Here is a 24,589-nt window from a genome sequence, read left to right on the forward strand (position 1 = left end):
CTCACCACCCCCCCCCCCCCCCCCCCCCCCCCCCCCCCCCCCCCCGACCCCCATCACCCCCCCCCCCCCCCCCCCCCCCCCCCCCCCCCCACCCCATTGCCCTGGAGGTCGGTCGACATCTGATGCATGGAGGTGATGCACCGCGTGATCCATGCCTGTCAGGCTGGGTCTCCCCAGCCTGCTGCGATTCAGGGCGGCTCATTGTGGAGTCCGTTGGAACGGGCTGGCAGTGAATTCTGTGCGCAGTGCGGGAGCTAGGTTAGAAGAGCCGTGGGTGGATCAAGAATTGGAGGGTCGATCGGCTTTCACTGGGCCTGATGACGACGAACTGACGTCCGGATCAGACTCGATATTTCGCCACGTTGACTGTAGGCGGCGAATCGCCTTGAGTGTTTCGCCAGCCTTCTCTGCAAGGGCGGACAGCTGATCGAGGATGTAGTTGAGCACCAGCATAAGGCCGCCGAGAACCGCCACGAGAGTGGTAGCCCAGCCAACTGTCGTCATCTGTCTGGCCGTTTCTCTTCCTTCGGAAGTCGGACCAAGCGACAGTGGTGCAGGCTCAGGCCGACCACCGTCTGATTAGTGGTCAATCCGAGGCTCTGCCCGACACGCGCGCATCTCGTGAATATGAAGTTCTTGACGATGCGGAGCACCTTCGGAGGGTTCATCCCTCTGCGGACCCTTGGTGTTCAGTGTCGGTGGACGTCAAGCGGCCGCGCCTGGATAGTACCGGGGCGGGCACGCGTCCGTCCTGCGGTCGATGCAAGTTGCCCTGCTTCGGCGTGACGGTCTCAGAGAGGGCAACGAGGTGGTCCAGGGGAAGGTCATGCGACCCGGCGGGCCTTTCCGGGCCATGATTCCTCTGGTGGGGTCCGCAGCCCGGGGGCGTTGCGGATGGCGGCGGTTCCATCGTCGGCACTTCGCCGGAACCTCTCACGCGATCCCGGTGAGGGTGTACCCCGCCGAGTGGCAGGCACGACGGGAGCCAGACCTGCGCCCGTCTCGGGGGTGTCGCGCATCACTTTGGCCTTCTCGAAGGCCCGGGGTGCGGGACGGGACCAAATGAAGTCGGATACGACGATGGCCCGGACCGCTGTGCGGTCCGGGCCATCTGCCGGCGGAGGATACGAGATTCGAACTCGTGAGGGGTTGCCCCCAACACGCTTTCCAAGCGTGCGCCCTAGGCCTCTAGGCGAATCCTCCGTGGGAGAGCTTAGTACATGTTTCGGGGTGCTCGCGACCAGCTATCCCGCAGGCCGAGGGGTGGGGGTGGCCTGTGGATCGTCGGGGCCGGGATCCGGTACTGTGGGGGTCAGCCCCTCGTGTGGCGTCATCTCTCTGAACCCCCCCAGGGCCGGAAGGCAGCAAGGGTAGGAGGGCTCTGGCGGGTGCACGAGGGGTCTTTGCGTTCCCGGGGGCGTGTGGGCCGCGGGGAGAGCGGGGGCCGGGGTGAAGGGGCGACGCGTTTGTCCGTCCGTCCCGATATCGTCGGTGGTGTGTCCCTAGCCCTGTACCGCCGCTACCGCCCCGAGACCTTCGCGGAGGTCATCGGGCAGGAGCACGTGACCGCTCCGCTCCAGCAGGCCCTGCGCAACAACAGGGTCAACCACGCGTACCTGTTCAGCGGGCCGCGCGGCTGTGGCAAGACGACGAGCGCGCGCATCCTGGCCCGTTGCCTGAACTGCGAACAGGGGCCGACGCCGACGCCCTGCGGGGAGTGCCAGTCCTGTCGGGACCTCGCGACCGGCGGGCCCGGCTCCATCGACGTGATCGAGATCGACGCCGCCTCGCACGGTGGTGTGGACGACGCGCGCGAGCTGCGCGAGCGGGCCTTCTTCGCGCCGGTGCACAGCCGGTACAAGATCTTCATCCTGGACGAGGCGCACATGGTGACCTCGGCCGGGTTCAACGCGCTGCTCAAGGTGGTCGAGGAGCCGCCGGAGCACCTCAAGTTCATCTTCGCGACCACCGAGCCGGAGAAGGTGATCGGGACGATCCGGTCCCGCACCCACCACTACCCGTTCCGGCTGGTCCCGCCCGGCACCCTGCGCGACTACCTGGCGGAGGTCTGCGGCCGCGAGGGCATCCAGGTCGAGGACTCGGTGTTCCCGCTGGTCGTGCGGTCCGGCGCGGGCTCGGTGCGTGACTCGATGTCGGTGATGGACCAGCTGCTGGCCGGTGCCGCCGAGGGCGGCGTGACGTACCAGATGGCGACGGCGCTGCTCGGGTACACCGACTCGGCGCTGCTGGACGAGGTGGTGGACGCCTTCGCCGCGCAGGACGGCGCGACGGTGTTCCAGGTGATCGACCGGGTGGTCGAGGGCGGGCACGACCCGCGCCGCTTCGTCACCGACCTGCTGGAGCGGCTGCGCGACCTGGTGATCCTCGCCACCGTCCCGGAGGCCGGGGAGAAGGGGCTGATCGACGCCCCGGCGGACCGGGTCGCGGTGATGCAGGCGCAGGCGGACGCCTTCGGCGCGGCCGAGCTGAGCCGGGCCGCGGACATCGTCAACACCGGGCTGACCGAGATGCGCGGCAATGCGGCGCCCCGGCTCCAGCTGGAGCTGATCTGCGCCCGGGTGATGCTGCCGGGCGCGTACAGCGACGAGCTGTCGTTGCAGGTGCGGCTGGACAAGCTGGAGCGCCGGGCCGCGGCGGGCGGCTTCGCCGCACCGGCGGGGATGGCACCGGTGGCCGGGACGGCACCGATGGCACCGCCGGTCGGGATCGCACCGGTGGCGGCGCCCGTGGCCGCTCCGGTGGCGCCCCACGCGCCGGCCCCGCCCGTGGCACCGCCGGTCGAGGCGGCCGCGCCCGTCGCGGCGGCCCCGGCCCCCGTGCAGGCCCCGGCCCCGGCCGCCCCCGCCCCCGCCCCGGGCGCCTGGCCCATCGCGCGCAGCTTCCCGCCCGCCGGTGGGGCACCGGCCCCCGCCGCTGCCCCCGCCACCCCCGTACCGCAGCCGCAGGCCGCCCCGCAGCCCGCGCCGACTCAGGTGGCCCCGGCCCCGGCCCAGTCGGCCCCCGCCCCCGCCCCCGCCCCCGCGGGCGCCCCCGGCGGTCAGCCGTCCGCGGCCGCGCAGCAGGGTGCCGGGCAGGTCCGGCAGCTGTGGCCGCAGATCCTGGAGGCGGTGAAGAACCGCCGCCGCTTCACCTGGATCCTGCTCAGCCAGAACGGCCAGGTGGCCGGGTTCGACGGCAGCGTGCTCCAGGTCTCGTTCATCAACGCCGGTGCCCGGGACAGCTTCGTCGGCAGCAACAGCGACGACGTGCTGCGCCAGGCGCTGTCGGACGCGCTGGGCGTGGACTGGCGGATCGAGTGCATCGTCGACCCGTCCGGTGGCGTGGGCGCGCCGCCGGCGGCCCCGGCCCCGTCCGGCGGTGGCTGGGGAGCCCCGGCCCGTCCGGCGGCCGCCGCGCCGCCGGTGGCCGCTGCCGCCCCGGTGCAGGCCCCGCCGCAGGCGCAGGCCCCGGCCCCGGTCCAGGCGCCCCGGCCGCAGGTGCAGGCCCCCGCGCCGGTGCAGGCCCCGCCGCCGGTGGCGGCGCCCCCGGCCCGCCCGGTGCAGTCGGTGCGGCCGGAGGACGACATCCCGGAGGAGGACGACCCGGACCTCAACGAGGAGACGTTCTCCGGCCAGGAGCTGATCATCCGCGAGCTGGGAGCCACGGTGCTGGAGGAGATCCACCACCGGGGCAACTGAGCGCTCTCAGGGAGCGGGGCCACAGCATCCGCCCCGGGCCCGTAGGCTCGACCGTGACGAACGACGAACCGTGTGACAGCAAGGAGTGAGCCGTGTTCCCCGGTGGTGGTCAGCCCAACATGCAGCAGCTGCTCAAGCAGGCGCAGAAGATGCAGGAGGAGCTCGCGAAGGCCCAGCAGGAGCTGGCCGAGGCGAAGGTGAACGGCACGGCGGGTGGCGGCCTGGTCGAGGCCACGGTGACGGGTTCGGGCGAGCTGGTGGCGCTGACCATCGCCCCGGCCGCCGTGGACCCGGAGGACACCGAGACCCTGGCCGACCTGGTCCTGGCGGCTGTGCGGGACGCCAGCCAGGCGGCCCAGAAGATGCAGGCCGAGCGGATGGGCCCGCTGACCCAGGGCCTGGGCGGCGGCGGCATCCCCGGCCTGCCGTTCTAGGACCGCCGGAGCGCCCGACCGCCGGAGCGCCCGACTGCCCGACCGCCGGACCGCCGGCGCCGGCGGTCCGGCGGCGGCGGACGGCGGGAAAGCCCCGGCCGGGGCCCCGCCACGGGGGTCGGCGGTCTGGAGTTCAGACGGCGGACCCATGTGATTTCTGTGGGAGTCGGGCGTCGGGCGGTGTGTCCGGCGCCCGATTCGTTGGATGATGGCACCGGGGCACCTCCGACCAGGAGCACCACCGGACCATCCGAGGGAAGGCGCGACGTTGTACGAGGGCGTGGTTCAGGACCTGATCGACGAACTGGGCAGGCTGCCCGGCGTCGGGCCCAAGAGCGCCCAGCGGATCGCCTTCCACGTGCTGCAGTCCGACCCGGTCGACGTGCGCCGTCTCGCGCACGCGCTGCTGGAGGTCAAGGACAAGGTCCGCTTCTGCGCGGTCTGCGGCAACGTCGCGGAGGCCGAGCAGTGCCGGGTCTGCCTGGACCCGCGGCGCGACCTCGGCGTCATCTGCGTGGTCGAGGAGCCCAAGGACGTCGTCGCCATCGAGCGCACCCGTGAGTTCCGCGGCCGCTACCACGTGCTGGGCGGCGCGATCAGCCCCATCGAGGGCGTCGGCCCGGACGACCTGCGCATCCGCGAGCTGCTCGCGCGCCTCGCGGACGGCACGGTCACCGAGCTGATCCTGGCCACCGACCCCAACCTGGAGGGGGAGGCGACCGCCACCTATCTGGCCCGGCTCTGCAAGCCGATGGGCTTGAAGGTGACCCGGCTGGCGAGCGGACTGCCCGTCGGCGGGGACCTGGAGTACGCGGACGAGGTCACCCTCGGTCGCGCCTTCGAAGGGAGACGACTGCTCGATGTCTGACCGGACGATCAACCAGCAGCCCCACGGCTCCCCGCAGCCGGAGGCCGGGGCACCCGCCCCGCACACCCACGGCCACGGCTCCGAGCCGGACGACTTCGCCGTGCAGATCGCCGACTCGGTGGAGAGCTTCGTGCTCGCCGTCACCGAGGTCGCCAAGGGCGACGAACCGGGCAGCGCGGTCTCGCTGCTGCTCCTGGAGGTCTCGCAGCTGCTGCTGGCCGGTGGCCGGCTGGGCGCGATCGAGGACGTCGTCCCCGAGGACCGCTTCGAGCCCGACGCCGGGCCGGAGCCGGACGGCGAGCAGCTGCGCGAGCGCCTCGCCGTGCTGCTCGCGCCGATCGACGTCTACCACGAGGTCTTCGACCCGTACGGTCCGCCGGAGAAGCCGAACGCCTTCCGGATCTCGGACGACCTGGCCGGCGTGGTCAGCGAGCTCCAGCACGGCCTGACCCACTACCGCGAGGGCCGGGTCAGCGAGGCGCTGTGGTGGTGGCAGTTCTCGTACCTCTCCAACTGGGGCACGACCTGCACGGCGGTGCTGCGGGCGCTGCAGTCGCTGATCGCCCACGTCCGGCTGGACAGCCCGATCGGTGCGGCGCCGGACGGCGCGGACACCGACGACGACGGGCTGACCGACGAGCAGCTGGAGCAGCAGGCGGGCGACCTGATGGCGGCCGAGCTCGGCCTCGGCCGGTAGCTGCGGATCCGCGGATCTGCGGATCTGCGAAGCCACGAAGCCGGATCCGGGCGGTCGGCCACCGGCGCCTCGGCCGCCCACCGGGTGCCGCGACCGAGGGGCGGGACCGAGGGACAGGACCGAAGGGCAGGACCGAAGGGCGGGACCGGGGTCGTGGCGGCCCGTCGGGGGAATGTGACGAATGCCTCAGCAATCCGCCCGGAAAAGAAATCCGGCCGGGCACCCGGTATTAGTCCGGGGATTCTTCGGAACGGCGCCCGGTGCCCCGCAGACCTGCCGGTGGCACCGCCCGCACCGCCGCCCACGTGCTGAAACGGCCGTCTCATCATATGGAAAGCGCCGGTCAGGGCACCCCTGCTCGGTAGACTGGCGCGGACCGCACCCCCCTTTCCCCCGGGGGGTACGGGGGCCTGGCGCCCCCGGAAAACGACACTAGTCGAGGAGCGCACGTGGGCCTTGTCGTGCAGAAGTACGGCGGCTCATCCGTTGCGGATGCCGAAGGCATCAAGCGCGTTGCCCGCCGAATCGTTGACGCCAAGAAGGCCGGCCATGAGGTCGTCGTCGTGGTGTCCGCGATGGGCGACACGACGGACGAGCTCATCGAACTCGCGGAGCAGGTGTCACCGCTTCCTGCCGGCCGTGAGTTCGACATGCTGCTGACCGCTGGAGAGCGCATCTCCATGGCGCTGCTGGCCATGGCGATCAAATCCCTGGGGCACGAGGCCCAGTCCTTCACGGGGAGCCAGGCCGGTGTCATCACGGACTCCGTCCACAACAAGGCGCGCATCATCGACGTGACGCCGGGTCGCATCCGCACCGCCCTGGACGAGGGCAACATCGCGATCGTGGCCGGGTTCCAGGGCGTGTCCCAGAGCAGCAAGGACATCACCACGCTGGGCCGCGGCGGCTCGGACACCACCGCCGTCGCGCTGGCCGCCGCGCTCAAGGCCGAGGTCTGCGAGATCTACACCGACGTGGACGGCGTGTTCACCGCCGACCCGCGCGTGGTGAAGAAGGCGCGCAAGATCGACTGGATCGCGTACGAGGACATGCTGGAGCTGGCCTCGTCCGGTTCCAAGGTGCTGCTCGACCGCTGTGTCGAGTACGCGCGGCGCTACAACATCCCGATTCACGTACGCTCGTCCTTCTCGGGTCTTCCCGGGACGATCGTCAGCAACGACAACCCGAACAAGCCCGAAGGGGGCGAGATGGAGCAGGCCATCATCTCCGGGGTCGCCCACGACACCTCCGAAGCCAAGGTCACGGTCGTCGGCGTGCCCGACAAGCCGGGCGAGGCGGCGCGCATCTTCCGCGCCATCGCCGACGCCGAGGTCAACATCGACATGGTGGTGCAGAACGTCTCCGCCGCGTCGACCGGTCTGACCGACATCTCCTTCACCCTGCCGAAGACCGAGGGCCAGAAGGCCATCGACGCGCTCGGCCGGGTCAAGGAGGGCATCGGCTACGAGTCGCTGCGCTACGACGACGCGATCGGCAAGATCTCGCTGGTCGGCGCCGGCATGCGCTCCAACCCGGGCGTCACCGCGACCTTCTTCGAGGCGCTCTCGGCCGCGGGCGTGAACATCGAGCTGATCTCCACCTCGGAGATCCGCATCTCGGTGGTCACCCGCGCCGACGACGTGCCGGAGGCGGTCCGCGCCGTGCACAGCGCCTTCGGCCTGGACAGCGAGAGCGACGAGGCCGTCGTCTACGGCGGCACCGGTCGATGACCCGGGAGCCGGGCGGGGGCACCGGGCGGTGACCCGGCGTCCCAACCTCGCCGTGGTCGGCGCCACCGGCGCGGTCGGCGAGGTGCTGCTCGGCCTGCTGTCGCTCCGTCAGGACGTCTGGGGCGAGGTCCGACTCGTCGCCTCCCCGCGCTCGGCCGGTCGTACGCCGGTCGTGCGCGGGGAGTCGGTCGCGGTGGTGCCGCTGACCGAGGAGGCCTTCGCCGGGATCGACGTCGCCGTGTTCGCCGTCCCCGACGAGGTCTCCGCCCAGTGGGCGCCGATCGCGGCGGCCAAGGGCGTCGTGGTGGTCGACGACTCGGCCGCCTTCCGTACCGTCGGGGACGTGCCGCTGGTCGTCCCCGAGGTGAACGCGGCCGCGTTGCGGATCCGTCCGCGCGGGATCGTGGCCAGTCCGGCCGGCCCCACGCTGGCGCTGGTCACGGCGGTCGGCGCGCTGCACGCCGAGTACGGGCTGGAACAGCTGGTGGTGGCCACCTACCAGGCCGCCAGCGGCGAGGGCCGGGCCGGCACCGCGGCGCTGCGCGAGCAGACCGCCCTGGTGGCCGGCACCGAGGTCGGCCGGCAGACCGGCGACCTGCGTGCGGTGATCGCCGACGAGGGGCCGTTCGCCGCCCCGCTCGCCCTGAACGCGGTGCCCTGGACCGGCGGCCTCCAGGACGGCGGCTGGTCCGCCCAGGAGCTCGGCCTGCGCGACGAGGCCCGCAAGGTCCTCGGCCTGCCCGCGCTCAAGGTCTCCGCGACCTGCGTGCGCATCCCGGTGGTGCGCACCCACGCGCTGGCCGTGCACGCCCGCTTCGAACGCGAGGTCAGCCAGGAGCACGCCCAGGACATCCTGCGCGAGACGCCCGGCGTGGTCCTCTACGACGACCCGGCGGCCGGGGAGTTCCCCACCCCGAACGACGCGGTCGGCACCGACCCGGTCTGGGTCGGGCGGGTGCGCCGGGCGCTGGACGAGCCGGACGCGCTCGACCTCTTCCTGTGCGGCGACAACCTGCGCAAGGGGGCCGCGCTCAACCTGGTGCAGATCGCCGAGCTGGTGGCCGCCGAGCTGGTGGCCGCCGGGCCCACCGTCGCACTGGACTGAGGGCGGCCCGAACTGACGGTGGGGGAGGCTCAGGATCCGTCATCAGCCCGGTTCTGAGGGCCCCTTGTGCCCGAGGACGTCCGGACCTGTGTCCGCTCCTCGACACAATCTGTCCGGAATCCCGTGGGAATCCCCTGGAGGCCGCTTCCGCCGATGCGGAAGAATGGCCCCCGGGCTGGGCAACCATGACAGGGGATCGAGTGTCCAACGGGCGTGGCGAACGTGATGGTGGGGGCAAGGGCGGGCATCGGGGCGAGAGCCGTGGTGGCCTTCCCGGCGCGCTCCCCGTGGTCTTCGAGTAGGCCGGAAGACGACCAGATGACGGCGGCCGCACCCGGTGCGGCGGACTCCGGCGCGGGTACCGACGCGGGTACCAGCGAGGACCTGCTCACCGAGACCTACCAGGCGCACTACCGCTCGCTGCTGCGCCTCGCCGCGCTGCTCCTGGACGACCTCTCCACCTGTGAGGACGTCGTGCAGGAGGCCTTCATCCGGGTGCACGCCGCCCGGCGCAGGGTGCGCGAGCCCGAGAAGACCCTGGCCTACCTGCGGCAGACGGTGGTCAACCTGTCGCGCTCCACGCTGCGGCGGCGGATCCTCGGCCTGCGACTGCTGCCCAAGCCCATGCCTGACATGGCCAGTGCAGAAGAAGGTGCCTACGATGCCTTGGAGCGCGACCAGCTGAAGGCCGCGTTGAAGGGTCTGCAACGCCGTCAGCGGGAGGTTCTGGTGCTGCGTTACTTCGTGGACATGACGGAGGCGCAGGTGGCCGAGACCCTGGGCATCTCACTCGGTTCGGTGAAGGCGTACGGCTCGCGCGGACTCGCCGCCCTCCGGACCCAGATGGAGGCCGGACATGGCTGACGGCGCCCGCCAGCGGCCCGGGGACGACCACCTCCCGGACCTCTCCGCCGAGGAACGGGCGCTGCGCGAGCTCATGCACCACGCGGTGGACCGGATCCAGCCCGGAGTCGGCGCCCTGCCGCGGATCCGTCAGGCCGTACCCCGGCGGCGGGCCGCCCGGCGCGGGGCCTGGACGGGCGCGGCGGCGCTGGCCCTGGCGGTCGCGATCGCGCTGCCCGTCCTGCACGAGGGCGACCACCTCGGACTGTCCGGCGGACCCGGCTCGGCGAACGCCGGCGGCGCGACCCTCGCCGCCCCCACCGGCAGCGCGATCGGCGGCAGCACCACCGGCGGCGGTGCGCGCTCCGGCCCCGGCGGCGTGGGCAGCAGCTCCCCGACGGGCGCCGGCAGCGCCTCACCGAGCCCCGGCGCCGACGCCACCCGCCCCGGTCCCGCCACCCCCACCGCAACCCCCGGCACCGGGGACGGCGGGATCGTCCCGCTGTGCACCCGGGCCGACCTCGGCCAGGGCACCGCCCAGATCGGCCCGGCGGACACCCAGGGCCGGATCTACGGCGCCTTCACGGTGTACAACGTCTCCGGCCGCAGCTGCCGCCTCGGCGGGCCGGGCGCGGTGGCCGTCACCGACGTCAACGGCACCGACCGCAACCGGGTCCGCTCCGCCGACCACACCCCCGGCGACCCGGCCGGCAACCTGCCCGCGATGGACGCCGAACCGCCGCTGCTCGCCCCGCAGACCGGGTACAAGGTGCCGTTCGCCTGGATCCCGGACCAGGGCTGCGGCTCCTCCGGCGGCGCCACCACCGCGCCGACCTCCGGCACCAACCAGGCCTCCCTCACCACCCAGGGCCCGGCCGGCTCCTCGGGCGCGGCCCCGAACGCCGCCAGCGGCGCCTCGGCGGCACCGAGCTCCAACCCGCAGGCCAGCCCCTCGCCCACCTCCGGGCCCACCACGGCGCCGAGCCCGACCGCCACCCCGAGCGGCAACCCGACCGGCGCCCCGCCCACCGCGACCATCGCCCACACCCCGGCCCCCGGCAGCCCGGTGGTCGCCACGGCCTCGCTGCCGGTCGGGTGCGGGGGGACGCTCTACCGGGGCGGGGTCCAGCCGTCCGGTGGGTCGGCGGCCCGGCCCTCGGGGACGCCCGCGGCGGGCTGACCGGGGGCCGGCGCGGTTGTTGCTGACCGGGGGCCGGCGTGGTTGTTCCGGCGTGGGGCTCGGGACCGGCGCGGGCGTCGTCGGTGTGGGACTCGGGGCGGGCGCGGTTGTTCCGGTGTGGGGCTCGGGGCCGGCGCGGGCGTCGACGGCACGGCGTTCCGTGGCCGAACCGGCGGGTGGAGGCGGACCCTGTGGTCCGGCGCGGTGTGAGGAGTGGTTACCGTGGGGGGTGTGTACCGGTTCCTCCTGACTCCGCGCTGGCTGGGCGGCACCGCCCTGGCCGTCGCGGCCGTGGCGGTCTGCGTCTGGCTGGGTTCCTGGCAGCTCGGCCGGTTCGAGGACCGCGTCTCCACCCACCAGGAGACCAAGCAGTCACTCACCGCTTCGGGTGAAGCCCGCCCCATCGACGCACTGCTCGGCCCGGCCACCCCGCAGGTGACCACGGAGACCGTCGGCAAGCCCGTCACGGTCGCCGGGGAGTACGACACCGCGCACCAACTCCTCGTCCCCAGCCGGGTGTTGGACGGCAAGCAGGGCTACTACGTGCTCACCCCGCTGCGCACCGCCGACGGCCACGCCGTCGCCGTAGTGCGGGGCTGGGCACCCGGCAACCCGCCCGCCGACCCGTCCGGCGCCGCCCACGCGGCCGAGCCGGCCCCCACCGGGCCGGTGACGGTGACCGGGCGGCTCCAGGCCAACGAGTCGGTCGGCAGCAACGGCGCGGTCGCGGGCGGCCTGCCCGCCGGGCAGCTCGGCATGATCAACCGGGCCTCGCTGCTGAACGTGCTGGAGTACGACGGCTGGTACGACGGCTGGGTCTCCGCCGACCAGGTGCCCGCCGGGCTGACCGTCGTACCGACCGTGCAGCCGCAGGGCGGGGACGGGCTCACCCTGCGGGCCTTCCAGAACCTGGGCTACACGCTGGAGTGGTTCGTCTTCGGCGGGTTCGTGGTCTTCATGTGGTTCCGACTGATGCGCCGGGAGGCGGAGGCGGAACAGGACCGGGCCCTCGGACTGGACCCGGTCCTGGACTGAGCCGCCCGGTCAGCGGGTCGGCCTGCCGGGAGGCGGGGTGGGCACCTGCGTCGGCACCGGGGTCGGCTTGAGCGGTGCGGTCGGGGCCCCTGGTGGGGTCGACGGGCTGCCTCCGTTGCCTCCGTTGCCTCCGCTGCCGAACGGTGTCGCGGTGTCCTCGTCCACCGGCGCGCTCCCGCCGCGGCAGTGGCCGCGGCCGGCCGACCCGTTGTCCGAGCCGTAGTGGTCGATGTGGTGGTGCGTGGTGCGACCGCCGCCCTTCGAACCGCTGGTGCCGCTCGATCCGTTCGATCCGCTCGATCCGCTGGACCCACCGGAGCCGCTGGACCCGCTGGAGCCGTGCGAACCGCTCGAGCCGCTGGTCCCGTGCGATCCGCCGCGCTCGGCCACGTCCTCCTCCGCGCCCGGCCCGCCTGGCGCCCGAAGGACCGTCGACCCGGCCACCGGCACGCTCGCCCGGGTCGCCGAGCCGCTGGGCGCGGGCACCGGGGGCGCGGCGGAGGCCGGGGGCGCGGCCGGAGCGGTCGACGCCCCGCCCGCCCCCGGCGTGGCAGAGGCAGAGGCAGAGGCAGAGGCAGAGGCAGGGGCAGGGGGCGGGCAGGCGACCTCGTCGCCGTGCGAGCCCGAGCAGCCGCTCAGCACCAGCACCCCGGCCACCGCCGCCCCCGCCACCGTGAGCAGACGTCTCACCCAGCCGCTCCGGCGCCGCCGCCGGGGACCCCGAGGTGTCGTCGGACGAAGTCGATCTCCAGCCGAAGCTGCCGGATCCGCTCCTCCACCACCAGCGAGCCGTGCCCGGCGTCGTACCGGTACACCTCGTGCGGCTTGTCGAGCTGCTCCAGCCGCTCGACGTAGTTCTCGATCTGCCGGATCGGGCAGCGCGGGTCGTTGACCCCGGCGCTGATGTACACCGGCACCCGCACCTGCTCGACGTAGCTCAGCGGCGAGGAGGCGGTGAAGCGCTCGGGCACCTCCTCGGGGGTGCCGCCGAAGAGGGTGCGGTCGAGCGACTTGAGCGCCTCCATCTCGTCGGCGTACGCGGTGTGGTAGTCCGCGACCGGTACCGCGGCGACGCCCAGCGACCAGCTGTCGGGCTGCACGCCCAGGCCGAGCAGGGTCAGGTAGCCGCCCCAGCTACCGCCGGTGAGCACCAGTCGCCGCGGGTCGGCGAGGCCGCTGGAGACGGCCCACTCCCGGACCGCCGCGATGTCCTCCAGCTCGATCAGGCCGACCCGCTCGTGCAGCGCGTCCGTCCAGGCCTGGCCGTAGCCGGTCGAGCCGCGGTAGTTGACCCGGACCACCGCGAAGCCGTGGTCCAGCCAGGCGGCCGGTCCGGCCGCGAAGGAGTCGCTGTCGTGGTGGGTCGGGCCGCCGTGGACCTCGAAGACCGTCGGGTACGGGCCCGGGCCGCCCGTCCGCGGGCGCTGCACCAGGGCGTGCACCCGCCCGCCGGGCCCGTCCACCCAGACGTCCTCGACCGGGACGGAACCGGGCGGCACCGGGCCGGGCGCCCGCAGCACGACCGCACCCGCGGTGGAGCGGACGGCGGAGGGCTCGGCGGCCGAGGACCACAGGTACTCGACGGTGCCGTCCGGGCGGGCGGTGGCGCCGCCGACCGTGCCGCGCGGGGTCTCCAGGCGGGTCAGCCGGCCGTCCGCGAGGTCGTACGTGAACAGCTCGCTGCGGGCCTCGTACTCGTGCTCGACCAGCAGCGCCCCGGCACCGGGGCGCCACTGCGCGGAGACGTCGCCGGGCAGCTCGCGGCCCTGCTCGTCGCGGAGCGGGAGGGCGGTCTCGGCGCCGGTGGCGACGTCCCAGATCATCGGCTCCCAGCGGCCGGTGCGCTGGTGGGCGACCAGCAGCCGGGTGTCGCCCTCGACCGGGGCGAAGCCCAGGCAGGCGACGCCGCGCGGCTCGTCCCGGCCGGTGACCTCGTCCAGTTCGGCGACGGTCTCGACCCCGTCCCCGGTGAGCCGGACCACCCGGATGGCGGAGTGCATCGCGTCGCCGTGCTCGGTGTGGTCGATGGCCAGCAGGGTGGCGTCGTGGCTGAGGTCGCCGACGCCGCCGTACTCCTCGTGCCGGTAGATCTCGACCGGCTCGGCCGCGCCCGGGCGGCGCAGGTGCAGGGTGGTGCCGTCCTCGTCGGTGGAACGGCCGACGACCACCGTGCCGTCCCGGCCCAGCGCCAGGCCGGCCGAGTAGGAGGCGGCGAGGCCGGGCACGGCCTCCTCGTCCGGGCCGCCCGCGAAGGGCTGGCGGCGCCAGACGCCGAACTCGTCACCGTCGTGGTCGTCGAACCACCAGACCCAGGCGCCGTCCGGGGACAGCTCGGCGTCGGTGGTGCCGTTCGGTCGGTCGGTGACCCGGCGGTGGGTGCCGGTGGCACGGTCCCAGGCGTAGACCTCGTAGGTGCCGGTCGCGTTGGACACGTACAGCGCCCGGTCGGGGGCGTCCTCGGCCCAGTCGGGCAGCGACACCCGGGCCGCCCTGAACCGCTGCTCCCACGCCGGTACGGTGCTCTTCTCCTCGCTCATCCGACCATCCAACCCGATCGGGGGGACGGAACGGAACGGGCGGGCGGGGATCGCCCCGCCCGCCCGGCCTCCTCCGGCGGCCCACCCGGTCGGGTTCCCACGGCGGCCCACCCGCCCGGCTTCCTCCGGCGGCCCACCCGGTCGGGTTCCCACGGCGTTCACGAACGGCGCGGCACCAGCCGGACCAGGCCCACCAGCACCAGCTCCAGCACCGCCAGCACCACCGTGCTGCGGACGAAGGCCGCAGTCGGGTCGCCGGCGCCGTAGTAGACCAGGCCGATCAGCGCGACCCCGACGGCGCCGCCGACCTGCTGCACGGTGGCCACCGCCCCGGCCGCCGCACCGGCCAGCCCCGGCTCCACGGCCGCCAGGGCGACGGTGGTGACCGGCGCGATCACCAGGCCCATGCCGAGGCCGTCCACGAACAGCCCGGGAGCCAGCCACCAGACGCTGCCGTCCGCGCCGGCGTCGGCGGCGAGCGCGAGCAGGCCCAGCCCGACGGCCATCAGCAGCCCGCCGACGGTGATCGTGCGGGGCTCGCCGAGGCGCGCGGTGACCCGGTGGGTGGCGTTCGAGGTCAGCAGGTAGCCGAGGCCGATCGCGGTGAACACCAGCCCCGCGCCGAGCGCGTCCAGCCCGCGGCCCAGCTGCAGGTGCAGGGCGAGCACCAGGAAGAACGAGGCCTGGCCGAGCCAGAAGACCAGCTGGGCGAGCAGCCCGGTGCCGAAGGCGCGGCCGCGGAACAGTCGGGTGTCCACCAGCGGGGTGCCCCGGCCCGTACCGCGGTGCTGGTGCGCGGCGAACGCCACCAGCACGGCGACCGCCGCGCCGAGGCAGAGCACCGTCCACAACGGCCAGCCGAGGCCCGGGCCCTGGATCAGCGGCAGCACCAGAGCGGTCAGCCCGACCGTCACCAGCAGCACCCCGACCGGGTCCAGACCCGGCCGCTGCGGCGCCCGCGACTCCGGCAGACAGCGCCGGACGGCGGCCAGCGCGGCCAGGCCGATCGGCAGGTTGATCAGGAAGCAGCTGCGCCAGCCCAGGCCGAGCACGTCCGCGCGGATCAGCAGCCCGCCGATCAGCTGGCCGAACACCGCGCCGACGCCCATCGTCAGCCCGTACCGGGCGAAGGCCCGGGCCTGCGCGGCGCCGCTGAACGCCGTCCGCAGGATCGCCAGCACCTGCGGGCCCATCAGCGCGGCCGCCAGGCCCTGCGCCACCCGGGCGCCCACCAGCGCGGCCGCCGTGGGGGCGAGGCCGCAGCCCGCCGAGGCGAGGGTGAACAGGGCCAGGCCGAGCGCGAACACCCGGCGGCGGCCGTACCGGTCGCCGAGCCGGCCGGCGGTGACCAGCCCGACGGCGAGGGCCAGGCCGAACCCGGCCATCACCCACTGGACCACCGCCGGGCCGGCGCCCAGATCGGCCTGGACGGAGGGGACGGCGACGTTGACGACGAAGGTGTCGAGGGCGGTCATGAAGGTGGCGGTCAGGATCACCGGCAGTAGGCCCCGGGGGGCGGGGGCCGCGGGGGCCGCTGGGGCTGACGGGGCGGCGGGGGCGGCGGGGGTAGCGGGGACGGGGGCTTCGGTGGGGGCCTTGGTGGGGGCCTTGGTGGGGGCTTTCAGTGCGGTGCTCAACTCGGGCTCTCCTCTCTCGGGCGCCCCGCCCTCAGGGGCGGGGGGCGGGGCGCCGCCGTGGGGGTGCGGCGCCCCTGGGACCGGTCCGCCGCCCGGCGTTCGGACGAGCGTCTGGTGCGGACGTACGTATGGATTGGACGTCCGTATGGATCGGACGTCCGTGTGGCTCGTACGTCCGTCCTGCTGGGACGTCGCCCGGTTCGGACGTCCGTCTTGCTCGCACGTGCGTCGTTTCCCGGACGTCCGCGTGGTTCGGACGTCCGTCCCGGACTCAGGCGCCCGGCACGCGGTCCAGGAAGCCGTGCACGGTGCCGATCCGGCCCTCCGAGGTGGCCGCCAGCACGTCGAAGCCGATCACCACCGGCTCGGCGCCGGCCGGACCGAGGTTCCAGGTGAACCGGGCGATGTTGTGGTGGGCGTCGACCGGGCCGAGGGCGAACTCCAGCCCCGGGAACTGGGCCTGGGCCGCGCCGATCAGCGCGTCGATCGCGTCCCGGCCGGCCACGGCGGCCAGCGGGTCGGTGTAGCGGCCGTCCTCGGCCCACACCTCGTCGATCAGCTTGCGCCGGGCGGCCGGGTCGGTCTCGTTCCAGACCGCCAGGTAGCGCTCGGCGAGCTGCTGGAGGGCGGCGGTGGTGATCTCGGTCATGGTCATCTCCCGTGTTCCGGTGGGCGGTTGGCGGGTCGTTCCCGCTGCTCACAAAGGTAGGGACGGGCCGCCGCGAGCGAATCGGTCACGGATAGGCATGGGGGTGCGTAGGTATTCGCACCCGCCTACGTAGCCGTTGTGCCGGAGCGCCGGCGGCCGGCTCGGTAGGGTCGGGGCATGCTCTACGGGAGGGAACACGAACAGGGCGCGGTGGACGGCCTGTTGGCGCGGGCGCGGGACGGCGGCGCCGGGGCGCTGCTGCTCCGTGGCGAGGCGGGCATCGGCAAGACCGCCCTGCTGGACGACGCCGTGGTCCGGGCCGGGGCGGCCTTCCGGGTGATCCGGGCGGCCGGCGTCGAGTACGAGGCCGAACTGCCCTTCGCCGGGCTGAGCCTGCTGCTGGCTCCCGGCCTGGACCGGCTGGACGTCCTGCCCGGGCCGCAACGGCGCGCCCTGGAGGCGGCGTTCGGCCTCGGTGAGGCACCGGTGGACCCGGCCGCAGCACCACCCGCCGCCACTGCCACCGCTCCTGCTCCCGCCCCTGCCGACCGGCTGCTGGTCGGCCTCGCCACCCTCGGACTGCTCGCCGAACTCGCCGCCGACCGGCCGCTGCTGTGCGTGCTCGACGACGTCCAGTGGCTGGACCGGGCCTCCCTGGACGCCCTGCTGCTCGCCGCCCGTCGCCTCCAGGCCGAAGGGGTGGCCCTGCTGCTCGCCGCCCGCACCGAGCCCGGCGCCGCCGCCGAACGCCAACTCGGCCTGCCTGAGGTGCGGGTGACCGGCCTCGCCGAGGCCGATGCCACCCGGCTGCTGACCGAGCGAGCCGGCCCCGACCTGCCCGCCGCCGTCCGCGACCGCCTGCTCGCCGAAGCCGCCGGCAACCCGCTCGCCCTCACCGAACTCCCCGTCACCACCGGCCCGCAGGCGCACACCGCGGGCGGCCTGCCGCTCACCAGCCGCCTGCTGATCGCCTTCCACGGCCAGGTCACCGGCCTGCCCCCGGCCACCCAGACCCTGCTGCTGGTCGCCGCAGCCGAGGAGAGCGGCGAGCTGGACGTCCTGCTGCCCGCCGCAGCGGTGCTCGGTGTCGGCGCCGAACACCTCGCCCCCGCCGAGGAATCCGGCCTGGTCACCGTCACTCCAGACCGTCGGATCCTCTTCCGCCACCCGCTGCTGCGCTCCGCGATCCTGCAACGCGCCCCGCACCACCAGCGGCTGACCGTCCACCGCGCCGTCGCCGGGGCGCTCCCGGACGGCGACCGCCGCACCTGGCACCTCGCCCTCGCCGCCACCGCCCCCGACGCCGACCTCGCCGACGCGCTGGAACGCACCGCCGTCCGCACCGGTCGGCGTGGCGGCCACGGCGGCGCGGCCGCGTACGAACGCGCCGCCCGACTCACCCCCGACCGCGACGCGGCCACCCGCCGCCTCGTGCTGGCCGCCGAAGCCGCCACCGAGGAAGGCGAGTTGGCCCGTGCGGAGGCCCTCGCCGACGAGGCCGCCGGCCGCACCGACAGCGTCCTCGCGCACGCCCTGCTGGACCACGTCCGGGCCACCGCGCACTTCTGGCGCGGCTCCTACCCGACCGCGTACCGGCTGCTGCTCGATGCCGCCCTCGCTCTGGCCGCCGACGAGACGGCCGCCGAGGTCGTCGAACCCGCCCACGCCGCCCGGATGCTGTTCCAGGCCTTCCACGCCGCCTGGTACGCGGGGGAGGAGCCGGTGGCCGAGGTGCTCGACCGGCTCGCCGCCCTTCCGCTCGCTGCCGACGACCCCGTCGCCCCGCTCGCCCGCTACCTCCCCGCCGCCGTCCTCCCGGCCCTCGGCCGACCCGCCACCGCAGCGGCACCCGCCGTGCCGCCATCCGCCGTGCCGCCATCCGCCGCACCGGCGGCCGCCGTCCTGCCCCCGGCCCGGGAGGCCGTCGAGGCCGCCCGCCGGGCCGGTGCCGAGAGCCCCGCCGACCTGGTCCAACTCTGCGGCGCCACCCTCGTCCTGGGCCGTGACGAGGAGACCGTCGACCTCGGCGGCGAACTCGTCGCCGAGGCCCGCGCCAAGGGCACCCTCGGCGTGATGCCCACCCTGCAGTTCTTCCTCGCCGAGGCCGAGCTCTTCCACGGCCGCCACGCGGACGCCGAACTCACCGCCACCGAGGCCCTCGACCTCGCCCGGGACACCGGCCAGCACCAGTGGGTCAGCCAACTCAGCGCTCTGCTCGCCTACCTGGCCGCCCTCGACGGCCGCACCGAACGCTGCACCGAACTGGCCACCACCGCGCTCGCCACCACCGGCCCGCAGACCGCCGCCCCCGCCGCCGGCCGCCCCTGGGCGCACTGGGCCCTCGCCCTGCTCGACCTCGGCCAGGGCCGCGCCGCAGGCGCCGCCGACCGCCTCCACGCCCTCACCACCGGCCCGCACCGGCACCACGTCAGCGCCACCCGCGCCGTCCCCGACCTGGTCGAAGCCGCCGTCCGCCTCGGCACCCCGGACCGCGCCGCCGAGGCCTACGAGCGCTTCGCCCGCTGGACCACCGCCGCCGACCGCCCCTGGGCCGAGGCACTACGCCTGCGCTGCCAGGCCCTCCTCGGCCCCGACGAGCTCGCCGAGCCCGCCTACCGCGCCGCCCTCGACCTGCACGCCACCACCGACCGCCCCTTCGAACAGGCCCGCACCGCCCTGCTCTACGGCGAATGGCTCCGCCGCACCCGCCGCCGCACCGACGCCCGCCCCCACCTCACGGCCGCCCTGGAGGTCTTCGACCGCCTCGCCGCCCACCCCTGGTCCACCCGCGCCCGCACCGAACTCTCCGCCACCGGCACCCCGGCCCCCACACCCCAACCCACCCAGGCCCTCCCGAACCCCCTGACCCCTCAGGAACTCCAGATCGCCCGCCTGGCCGCCCAGGGCCTCACCAACCGCGACATCGCCGCCCAACTCTTCCTCAGCCCCCGCACCATCGCCCACCACCTCTACAAGGCCTACCCCAAACTCGGCATCACCTCCCGCACCGCCCTCCCCACCACCCTCTGACGCAGGACCGGCAGCAGTCATCGCGGACCGGCCCGTACGGGCGCCCGGCGGGCATGGAGAACGGAGCCGCCCTGTTCGGGCCTCGGCACCCCGCAAGAAACGCACCGGGGCCGCAACCGCCCCGACCGGTGAAGATGATCGCCCCGCCGCCACCCGGCGCCGCCTTGCCGCCGACAGGACCCGGACGAACACGGGCAGTGGGCGGGGTCCCGGAGTTCCTCCGGACACAACGTCAGAGGGCCCACCGGATCTCTCCGGTGGGCCCTCTGCACTGGGTCGGGGTGGCGGGATTTGAACCCACGGCCTCTTCGTCCCGAACGAAGCGCGCTACCAAGCTGCGCCACACCCCGGTCCTTCTGTTTGTCGCTCCGTCTCCTTCGCGACGAGTAGAACTCTACCGGACGCTCGCCGAGACACGAAATCCGGTTTCGGGCGGGCGTCCGGTCGGGTCAGCGGGGGGCCGGGGTGAGGGTGAGGAGGGTGGCTTCGGGGGGGCAGGCGAAGCGGACCGGGGTGTAGCGGTTGGTGCCGCAGCCGGCGGAGACGTGGAGGTAGGAGCGGTGGCCGCCGGCCTTGTGGGTGGAGAGGCCCTTGACCCGGCGGGTGTCGAGGTCGCAGTTGGTGACCAGGGCACCGTAGAAGGGGATGCAGAGCTGGCCGCCGTGGGTGTGGCCGGCCAGGATCAGGGGGTAGCGGTCGGCGGTGAAGGCGTCGAGGACGCGCAGGTAGGGGGCGTGCACGACGGCGAGGGAGAGGTCGGCGTCGGCGGAGGGGCCGCCGGCGACGGCGGAGTAGCGGTCGCGGCGGATGTGCGGGTCGTCGAGGCCGGTGAACTCGAGGTCGAGGCCGTTGAGGGTGAGGCGGCCGCGGGTGTTGGTCAGGTCGAGCCAGCCGGCCGCGTCGAAGCCGTCGCGGAGCTTCTCCCAGGGGTTGTGGACGGCGCCGCTGATGCCGCGGTTGCCGGTGCCGTCGGGGTTGTTCATGCCGTGGACGCCGCTGCGCATGGCCTGGAGGTAGCGGGCGGGGTTCTTGCGGGCCGGCCCGTAGTAGTCGTTGGAGCCGAAGACGTAGACGCCGGGGAAGTCCATCAGCGGCCCGAGGGCGTCGAGGGTGGCGGGCACGCCGAGCGGGTCGGAGAGGTTGTCGCCGGTGTTGACCACGAGGTCGGGGCGCAGGCCGGCGAGGCTCTGCAGCCAGCGCTGCTTCTTGCCCTGTCCGGCCACCATGTGGATGTCGGACACCTGGAGAACCCGGATGGGCTTGGCGCCGTGGGGCAGGACGGGGACCTCGACGCGGCGGAGCCGGAAGGCACGTACCTCGTACCCGACGGAGTAGGCGAGGCAGGCGGCGCCGGCAGCGGCGACACCGAGGGGGACGGAGTACAGCGGTCGCATCAGCCCATGCTCTCAGACGGTGGATCAGCTGGTGAACGTCCGGTGGCGCGGTGCGGACACGGTCGCCGTGACCTGCACCTGGTCGGCCGCGCCGGCCGGGGCGGCCAGGTCGACCGGATCGGCCGGGTCGGTGTCCCGGCGGGCGCGCAGGGCCCGGACCTTGTTGCGGTTGCCGCAGCGTTCCATCGAGCACCAGCGCCGCCGTCCGGGCCGCGAGGTGTCGACGAAGAGCAGCTGGCAGTCGTGTGCCCGGCATTCCCGGATCCGTTCGGCGTGCGGGCCGGTGAGCAGGGCGATGGCGTCCCGGGCGAGGGTGGAGACGAGCTGGGCGCCGTCGGCGGGCAGCGGGGCGGCTGCGGTGCCGTCCGGGGCGAGCTGGGGGACGAGCGGGGGGTGGGCGGCGGCCCGGTTGAGGGCGGCGCGGTCCGCGGGGTCGCCGGGGCGGCCGTGGGCGCGGTCGGCGGCCAGCCGCCAGAGGGCGTCGCGCAGGGTGCGGGCGGCCCCGAGCTGGTCGTCGGTGATCCGTACGCCCCCGGCGGGCAGCCGCAGCCGGGAGCGGGTGAGCCAGTCGGTGAGGTCGGACGGGCAGTGCAGCACCTCGTACCGGGCGTACGGGCCGGGGCCGCCGGTGGTGAGCAGTTCCAGGCAGAGGGCGCCGGGGTCGAAGTGGAAGCGGGTGCCGGTCGCGGTGGTGAGGACCAGGCCGGTCGGGTGTTCCGCTGCGCCGTCTCCGTCGGTCATGTAACCAGGGTAGGCGGTTACGGATCCAGCGGTGGCGGCTGACCGTCAGTGGCCGACTGACGGCGGTTGCCGTCAACGGCAGCCGCCAACCGCAGCCGCTGACGGCAACCGTTAATGGCAAGCGACGGAACGCCCCAGGTGGGAGACTCGGGCCCATGACGACGCTCAAGGCGCAGCTGCAGGAGGACCTCACGGCTGCCATCAAGGACCGGGACGAACTGCGCTCGTCCACCATCCGGCTCACGCTGTCCGCCGTCACCAGTGACGAGGTGGCGGGTAAGGAGAAGCGCGAGCTGTCCGACGACGAGGTGCAGCGGGTGATCGCCCGCGAGGCGAAGAAGCGCCGGGAGGCGGCCGAGGCCTTCGACAAGGCCGACCGGGTGGAGCAGGCCGCGCGCGAGCGCGCCGAGGGCGAGGTGCTGGCGGGTTACCTGCCGAAGCAGCTCTCGGACCACGAGCTGGCCGCGATCGTGGCCGCCGCCGTGGCCGAGAGCGGGGTGAGCGGTCCGCAGGCGATGGGCGCCGTGATGAAGCTGGTGAAGCCGAAGGTGGACGGTCTGGCCGAGGGTGGCCGGGTGGCTGCCGCGGTGAGGGCCGCGCTGCTCTGAGCGGTCCGTCGGCGCCGTGCCGACCGCACGCCGACACGGCGAAGGGGCGCCCTCCGGAAGATCCGGAGGGCGCCCCTTCGCCGTTCGTACCGGGGTCGGGTCGGTCAGCCGTGCCTGCCGCCGTTGCCGTTCCCGTTGCCATTGCCGTTACCGCCCCCGCCGATCATGCCCGGCGGGAGGGTGAACCCTCCTCCTATCACCCCACCGGGGTTACCGGGGTTCCCGCCGCCCGGTGCGGGCGGCGGCGGCGGGTTCTGGGCGCCCGGCTGCTGGGCGTTCGGGTCGGTCGTCGGGCTGGCGCCGGCCGGCGGGGTGGCCGGCTGGGGGTCCGGGATGTTGGTGGTCTGGATGGGCTCCAGCGGCGAGCCCTTGAGCGCCTGGTTCATGGCCATCTGCCAGATCGGGCCGGGGCCGTCGGCGCCGAAGACCTCGTCGAAGTGCTTGCCGCCGATGTTGATGTTCTTCATCTTGACGCCGCCGGCGGGGCCGCCGAGCCAGACTGCGGTGGCCAGCGACGGGGTGTAGCCGTCGAACCAGGCGGCCTTCTTCTCGTCGGTGGTACCGGTCTTGCCGGCGATCTTGCGGCCGTCGTCGAGGCCGAGGGCGGCCGCGGTGCCCTTCTCGGTCACGTTGAGCAGGACGGTGTTGAGCGAGTCCGCGGTCGACTCGGAGAAGGCCTGGCTGCACTGGGACTGCGGGACCTTGATGTCCTTGCCGTCCACCGTGGTGATCTTGTTGATCGCGACCGGGGTGCAGTACTTGCCGCGGGCGGCGAAGGTCGCGTAGACGTTCGCCATGGTCAGCGGGGAGAGCTCCAGGGTGCCGAGGACCATCGAGGGCACCTCTTGGAACTGGTCGCCCTTCGCCGACTGGGTGATGCCCAGCTTGTTGGCCATCTGCTTCATCGCGCAGAGGCCGACCTGCTGCTCCATCTGCACGAAGTAGGTGTTGACCGACAGCGCCATGGCCTGCTTGAGCTCGTACGGGCCGACCTCGCCGGTCGACTCGTTCTTCACCGTGGCCTTGGGCTTGTCGGTGTTCTTCCAGGTGCCGTTGCAGGTCGACATCTGGGGGTAGTCGATCTTGTTCTCGGACGGGAACGACTGGGTGTTCGACATGCCCGCCTCCAGCGCCGCCGCGGCGAGGATCGGCTTGAAGGTCGAACCGGTCTGGAACCCGTTGCCGCCGCCCATCGAGGCGTCGACGTTGAGGTTGACGACGGTCTGGTTCTTGTTCGGGTCCAGGCCGTACGGGCGGGTCTGGGCCATCGCCAGGATCTTGCCGGTGCCGGGCTCCATCATGGTCGCCGCGGCCGACACCTGGTCGGTCACGTTGACCTTCTTGGTGACGGCGTTCTGGGCGGCGGCCTGCTTGTCCGGGTCCAGCGTGGTGTAGATGTTCAGGCCGCCGGTGTCCCACAGCTTCTTGCGGTCGTCGGCGTTCTTGCCGAAGGCCGGGTCCTGCTTGACCACGTGGCGGACGTAGTCGCAGAAGAAGCCCATGCCCGCCTGGGCGGTGATGCAGCCGTTCTGCGGGTCCTTGTACTTGAGGCCCAGCGGGGCGGCCTTGGCCTCGGCCGCCTGCTGGGGGGTGATGTGCTTGTTCTCCAGCATCTTGTCGATGACGACGTTGCGGCGCTTCACCGTGTTGTCGGGGTAGCGCACCGGGTCGTACTGCGACGGGTTCTGGACCACGCCGGCGAGGGTGGCGGCCTCGGCGACGGTCAGGTCCTTGTTGCTCTTGCTGAAGTAGCGCTGGGACGCGGCCTCGACCCCGTAGGCCTGGTGGCCGTAGAAGGTGATGTTGAGGTAGTTGGTGAGGATCTGATCCTTGGTCAGGTCCTCCTCCAGCTTGATCGCGACCTTGAGCTCCTGGATCTTGCGGCCCAGGGTCTTGCGCTGGGCCTCCAGGACGGCCGCCTGGTCGTCGCCGGCCTTCTCCACGTTCACGTTCTTGACGTACTGCTGGGTCAGCGTGGAGGCGCCCTGGGAGGCGGTGCCGCTCTCCGCGTTCTTGCCGACGGCGCGCAGGATGCCCTTGAGGTCGACGGCGCCGTGGTCGTAGAAGCGGGCGTCCTCGATGTCCACCTGGGCGTGCCGCATGAAGGGCGACATCTGGTCGGCGGTGAGGACGGTGCGGTCGCGCTCGTAGACCTTGGCGATCAGGCCGCCCTTGGCGTCGAAGATCTGGGTGGCCTGGGTGAGCGGCGGGGTCTTGAAGTCGTCGGGGATGTTCTGGAAGCTCTCCGCCGTGTCCTTGGCGGTCAGGCCCATGGCACCGACGGCGGGCAGGGCGAGGCCTGCCAGCAGGACTCCGGAGAGCACGCTGACGCCCAGGAACTTCACGCCGTTGCCGACGTGGTCCATCGGTGATCCGCCGCTCTTGCGTCGCGGAGCTCCGGGG

General features: G+C 73.7%; 17 protein-coding genes, 2 tRNA genes and 1 other RNA gene. 12 read left to right on the forward strand and 8 right to left on the reverse strand.

All coding sequences use genetic code 11. The features are described 5' to 3' along the window. Positions 1–1,118 precede the first annotated feature (1,118 nt). Positions 1,119–1,203, reverse strand: a tRNA-Ser gene (locus ACZ58X_RS19120). 108 nt (positions 1,204–1,311) lie between these two features. Between ACZ58X_RS19120 and ffs the strand changes: the two genes are divergently transcribed. The 10 genes from ffs (at position 1,312) to ACZ58X_RS19170 (ending at position 11,590) form a co-directional block, all read left to right on the forward strand. Then, positions 1,312–1,408: signal recognition particle sRNA small type (gene ffs, locus ACZ58X_RS19125), an RNA gene on the forward strand. 88 nt (positions 1,409–1,496) lie between these two features. Further along, positions 1,497–3,698, forward strand: a complete 2,202-nt coding sequence (locus tag ACZ58X_RS19130) for a DNA polymerase III subunit gamma and tau (RefSeq protein WP_470334792.1) — start codon at positions 1,497–1,499, stop codon at positions 3,696–3,698. A 92-nt stretch (positions 3,699–3,790) separates the two neighbouring features. Further along, on the forward strand, positions 3,791–4,132 hold the full coding sequence (locus tag ACZ58X_RS19135; protein ID WP_470334793.1) for a YbaB/EbfC family nucleoid-associated protein: 342 nt from the start codon (positions 3,791–3,793) through the stop codon (positions 4,130–4,132). Between the two features lie 268 nt (positions 4,133–4,400). Further along, complete coding sequence (gene recR / locus ACZ58X_RS19140; RefSeq protein ID WP_188307117.1) at positions 4,401–5,000, forward strand: recombination mediator RecR; 600 nt, start codon at positions 4,401–4,403, stop codon at positions 4,998–5,000. Continuing rightward, complete coding sequence (locus tag ACZ58X_RS19145) at positions 4,993–5,697, forward strand: DUF5063 domain-containing protein (protein WP_470334794.1); 705 nt, start codon at positions 4,993–4,995, stop codon at positions 5,695–5,697. The genes recR and ACZ58X_RS19145 overlap by 8 nt, the downstream gene beginning before the upstream one ends. Before the next feature lie 449 nt (positions 5,698–6,146). Then, positions 6,147–7,427 carry an aspartate kinase gene (locus tag ACZ58X_RS19150; protein ID WP_030288196.1) on the forward strand — a complete coding sequence of 427 codons (1,281 nt, stop codon included), beginning with the start codon at positions 6,147–6,149 and terminating at the stop codon, positions 7,425–7,427. A gap of 28 nt (positions 7,428–7,455) precedes the next feature. Next, the gene (locus tag ACZ58X_RS19155; protein WP_470334795.1) at positions 7,456–8,532 is read left to right on the forward strand and encodes an aspartate-semialdehyde dehydrogenase; all 1,077 of its coding nucleotides are present in this window, start codon (positions 7,456–7,458) and stop codon (positions 8,530–8,532) included. 318 nt (positions 8,533–8,850) lie between these two features. Then, positions 8,851–9,396, forward strand: a complete 546-nt coding sequence (locus ACZ58X_RS19160; RefSeq protein ID WP_254802531.1) for a SigE family RNA polymerase sigma factor — start codon at positions 8,851–8,853, stop codon at positions 9,394–9,396. Continuing rightward, entirely contained in the window at positions 9,389–10,555 is a 1,167-nt protein-coding gene (locus ACZ58X_RS19165) for a hypothetical protein (protein WP_470334796.1), read from the forward strand. Before ACZ58X_RS19160 ends, ACZ58X_RS19165 begins: the two co-directional genes overlap by 8 nt. Positions 10,556–10,786: 231 nt before the next feature. Next, the gene (locus ACZ58X_RS19170) at positions 10,787–11,590 is read left to right on the forward strand and encodes an SURF1 family protein (RefSeq protein WP_470334797.1); all 804 of its coding nucleotides are present in this window, start codon (positions 10,787–10,789) and stop codon (positions 11,588–11,590) included. Between the two features lie 686 nt (positions 11,591–12,276). Here ACZ58X_RS19170 and ACZ58X_RS19175 read toward each other — a convergent pair. The 3 genes from ACZ58X_RS19175 to ACZ58X_RS19185 all read right to left on the reverse strand — a co-directional run bounded on the left by ACZ58X_RS19175 (position 12,277) and on the right by ACZ58X_RS19185 (position 16,413). After that, positions 12,277–14,127 (reverse strand): S9 family peptidase, encoded by a 1,851-nt coding sequence (locus tag ACZ58X_RS19175; RefSeq protein WP_470334798.1) that lies wholly within the window; start codon positions 14,125–14,127, stop codon positions 12,277–12,279. A 158-nt stretch (positions 14,128–14,285) separates the two neighbouring features. Then, complete coding sequence (locus ACZ58X_RS19180; protein ID WP_470334799.1) at positions 14,286–15,764, reverse strand: MFS transporter; 1,479 nt, start codon at positions 15,762–15,764, stop codon at positions 14,286–14,288. Positions 15,765–16,035: 271 nt separating this feature from the next. Further along, entirely contained in the window at positions 16,036–16,413 is a 378-nt protein-coding gene (locus ACZ58X_RS19185) for a nuclear transport factor 2 family protein (protein ID WP_470334800.1), read from the reverse strand. 177 nt (positions 16,414–16,590) lie between these two features. On the opposite strand from ACZ58X_RS19185, the gene ACZ58X_RS19190 reads away from it, so the two are divergent. Then, a complete protein-coding gene (locus ACZ58X_RS19190) occupies positions 16,591–19,443 on the forward strand; it encodes a helix-turn-helix transcriptional regulator (protein ID WP_470334801.1) in 2,853 nt (950 codons plus the stop codon). 276 nt (positions 19,444–19,719) lie between these two features. Here the strand turns inward: ACZ58X_RS19190 and ACZ58X_RS19195 are convergent. The 3 genes from ACZ58X_RS19195 to ACZ58X_RS19205 all read right to left on the reverse strand — a co-directional run bounded on the left by ACZ58X_RS19195 (position 19,720) and on the right by ACZ58X_RS19205 (position 21,578). Continuing rightward, a tRNA-Pro gene (locus tag ACZ58X_RS19195) sits at positions 19,720–19,793 on the reverse strand. Between the two features lie 99 nt (positions 19,794–19,892). Further along, positions 19,893–20,837, reverse strand: a complete 945-nt coding sequence (locus ACZ58X_RS19200; protein WP_470334802.1) for a metallophosphoesterase — start codon at positions 20,835–20,837, stop codon at positions 19,893–19,895. A gap of 24 nt (positions 20,838–20,861) precedes the next feature. Continuing rightward, entirely contained in the window at positions 20,862–21,578 is a 717-nt protein-coding gene (locus ACZ58X_RS19205) for a CGNR zinc finger domain-containing protein (protein ID WP_470334803.1), read from the reverse strand. A 155-nt stretch (positions 21,579–21,733) separates the two neighbouring features. Here ACZ58X_RS19205 and ACZ58X_RS19210 point away from each other — a divergent pair, with 155 nt between their 5' ends. Beyond that, the gene (locus tag ACZ58X_RS19210) at positions 21,734–22,186 is read left to right on the forward strand and encodes a GatB/YqeY domain-containing protein (RefSeq protein WP_470334804.1); all 453 of its coding nucleotides are present in this window, start codon (positions 21,734–21,736) and stop codon (positions 22,184–22,186) included. A gap of 104 nt (positions 22,187–22,290) precedes the next feature. Here the strand turns inward: ACZ58X_RS19210 and ACZ58X_RS19215 are convergent, their stop codons facing one another. Next, positions 22,291–24,552 carry a transglycosylase domain-containing protein gene (locus ACZ58X_RS19215; RefSeq protein ID WP_470334805.1) on the reverse strand — a complete coding sequence of 754 codons (2,262 nt, stop codon included), beginning with the start codon at positions 24,550–24,552 and terminating at the stop codon, positions 22,291–22,293. Positions 24,553–24,589: the final 37 nt, after the last annotated feature.

Source organism: Kitasatospora sp. NPDC040550, assembly GCF_055594965.1.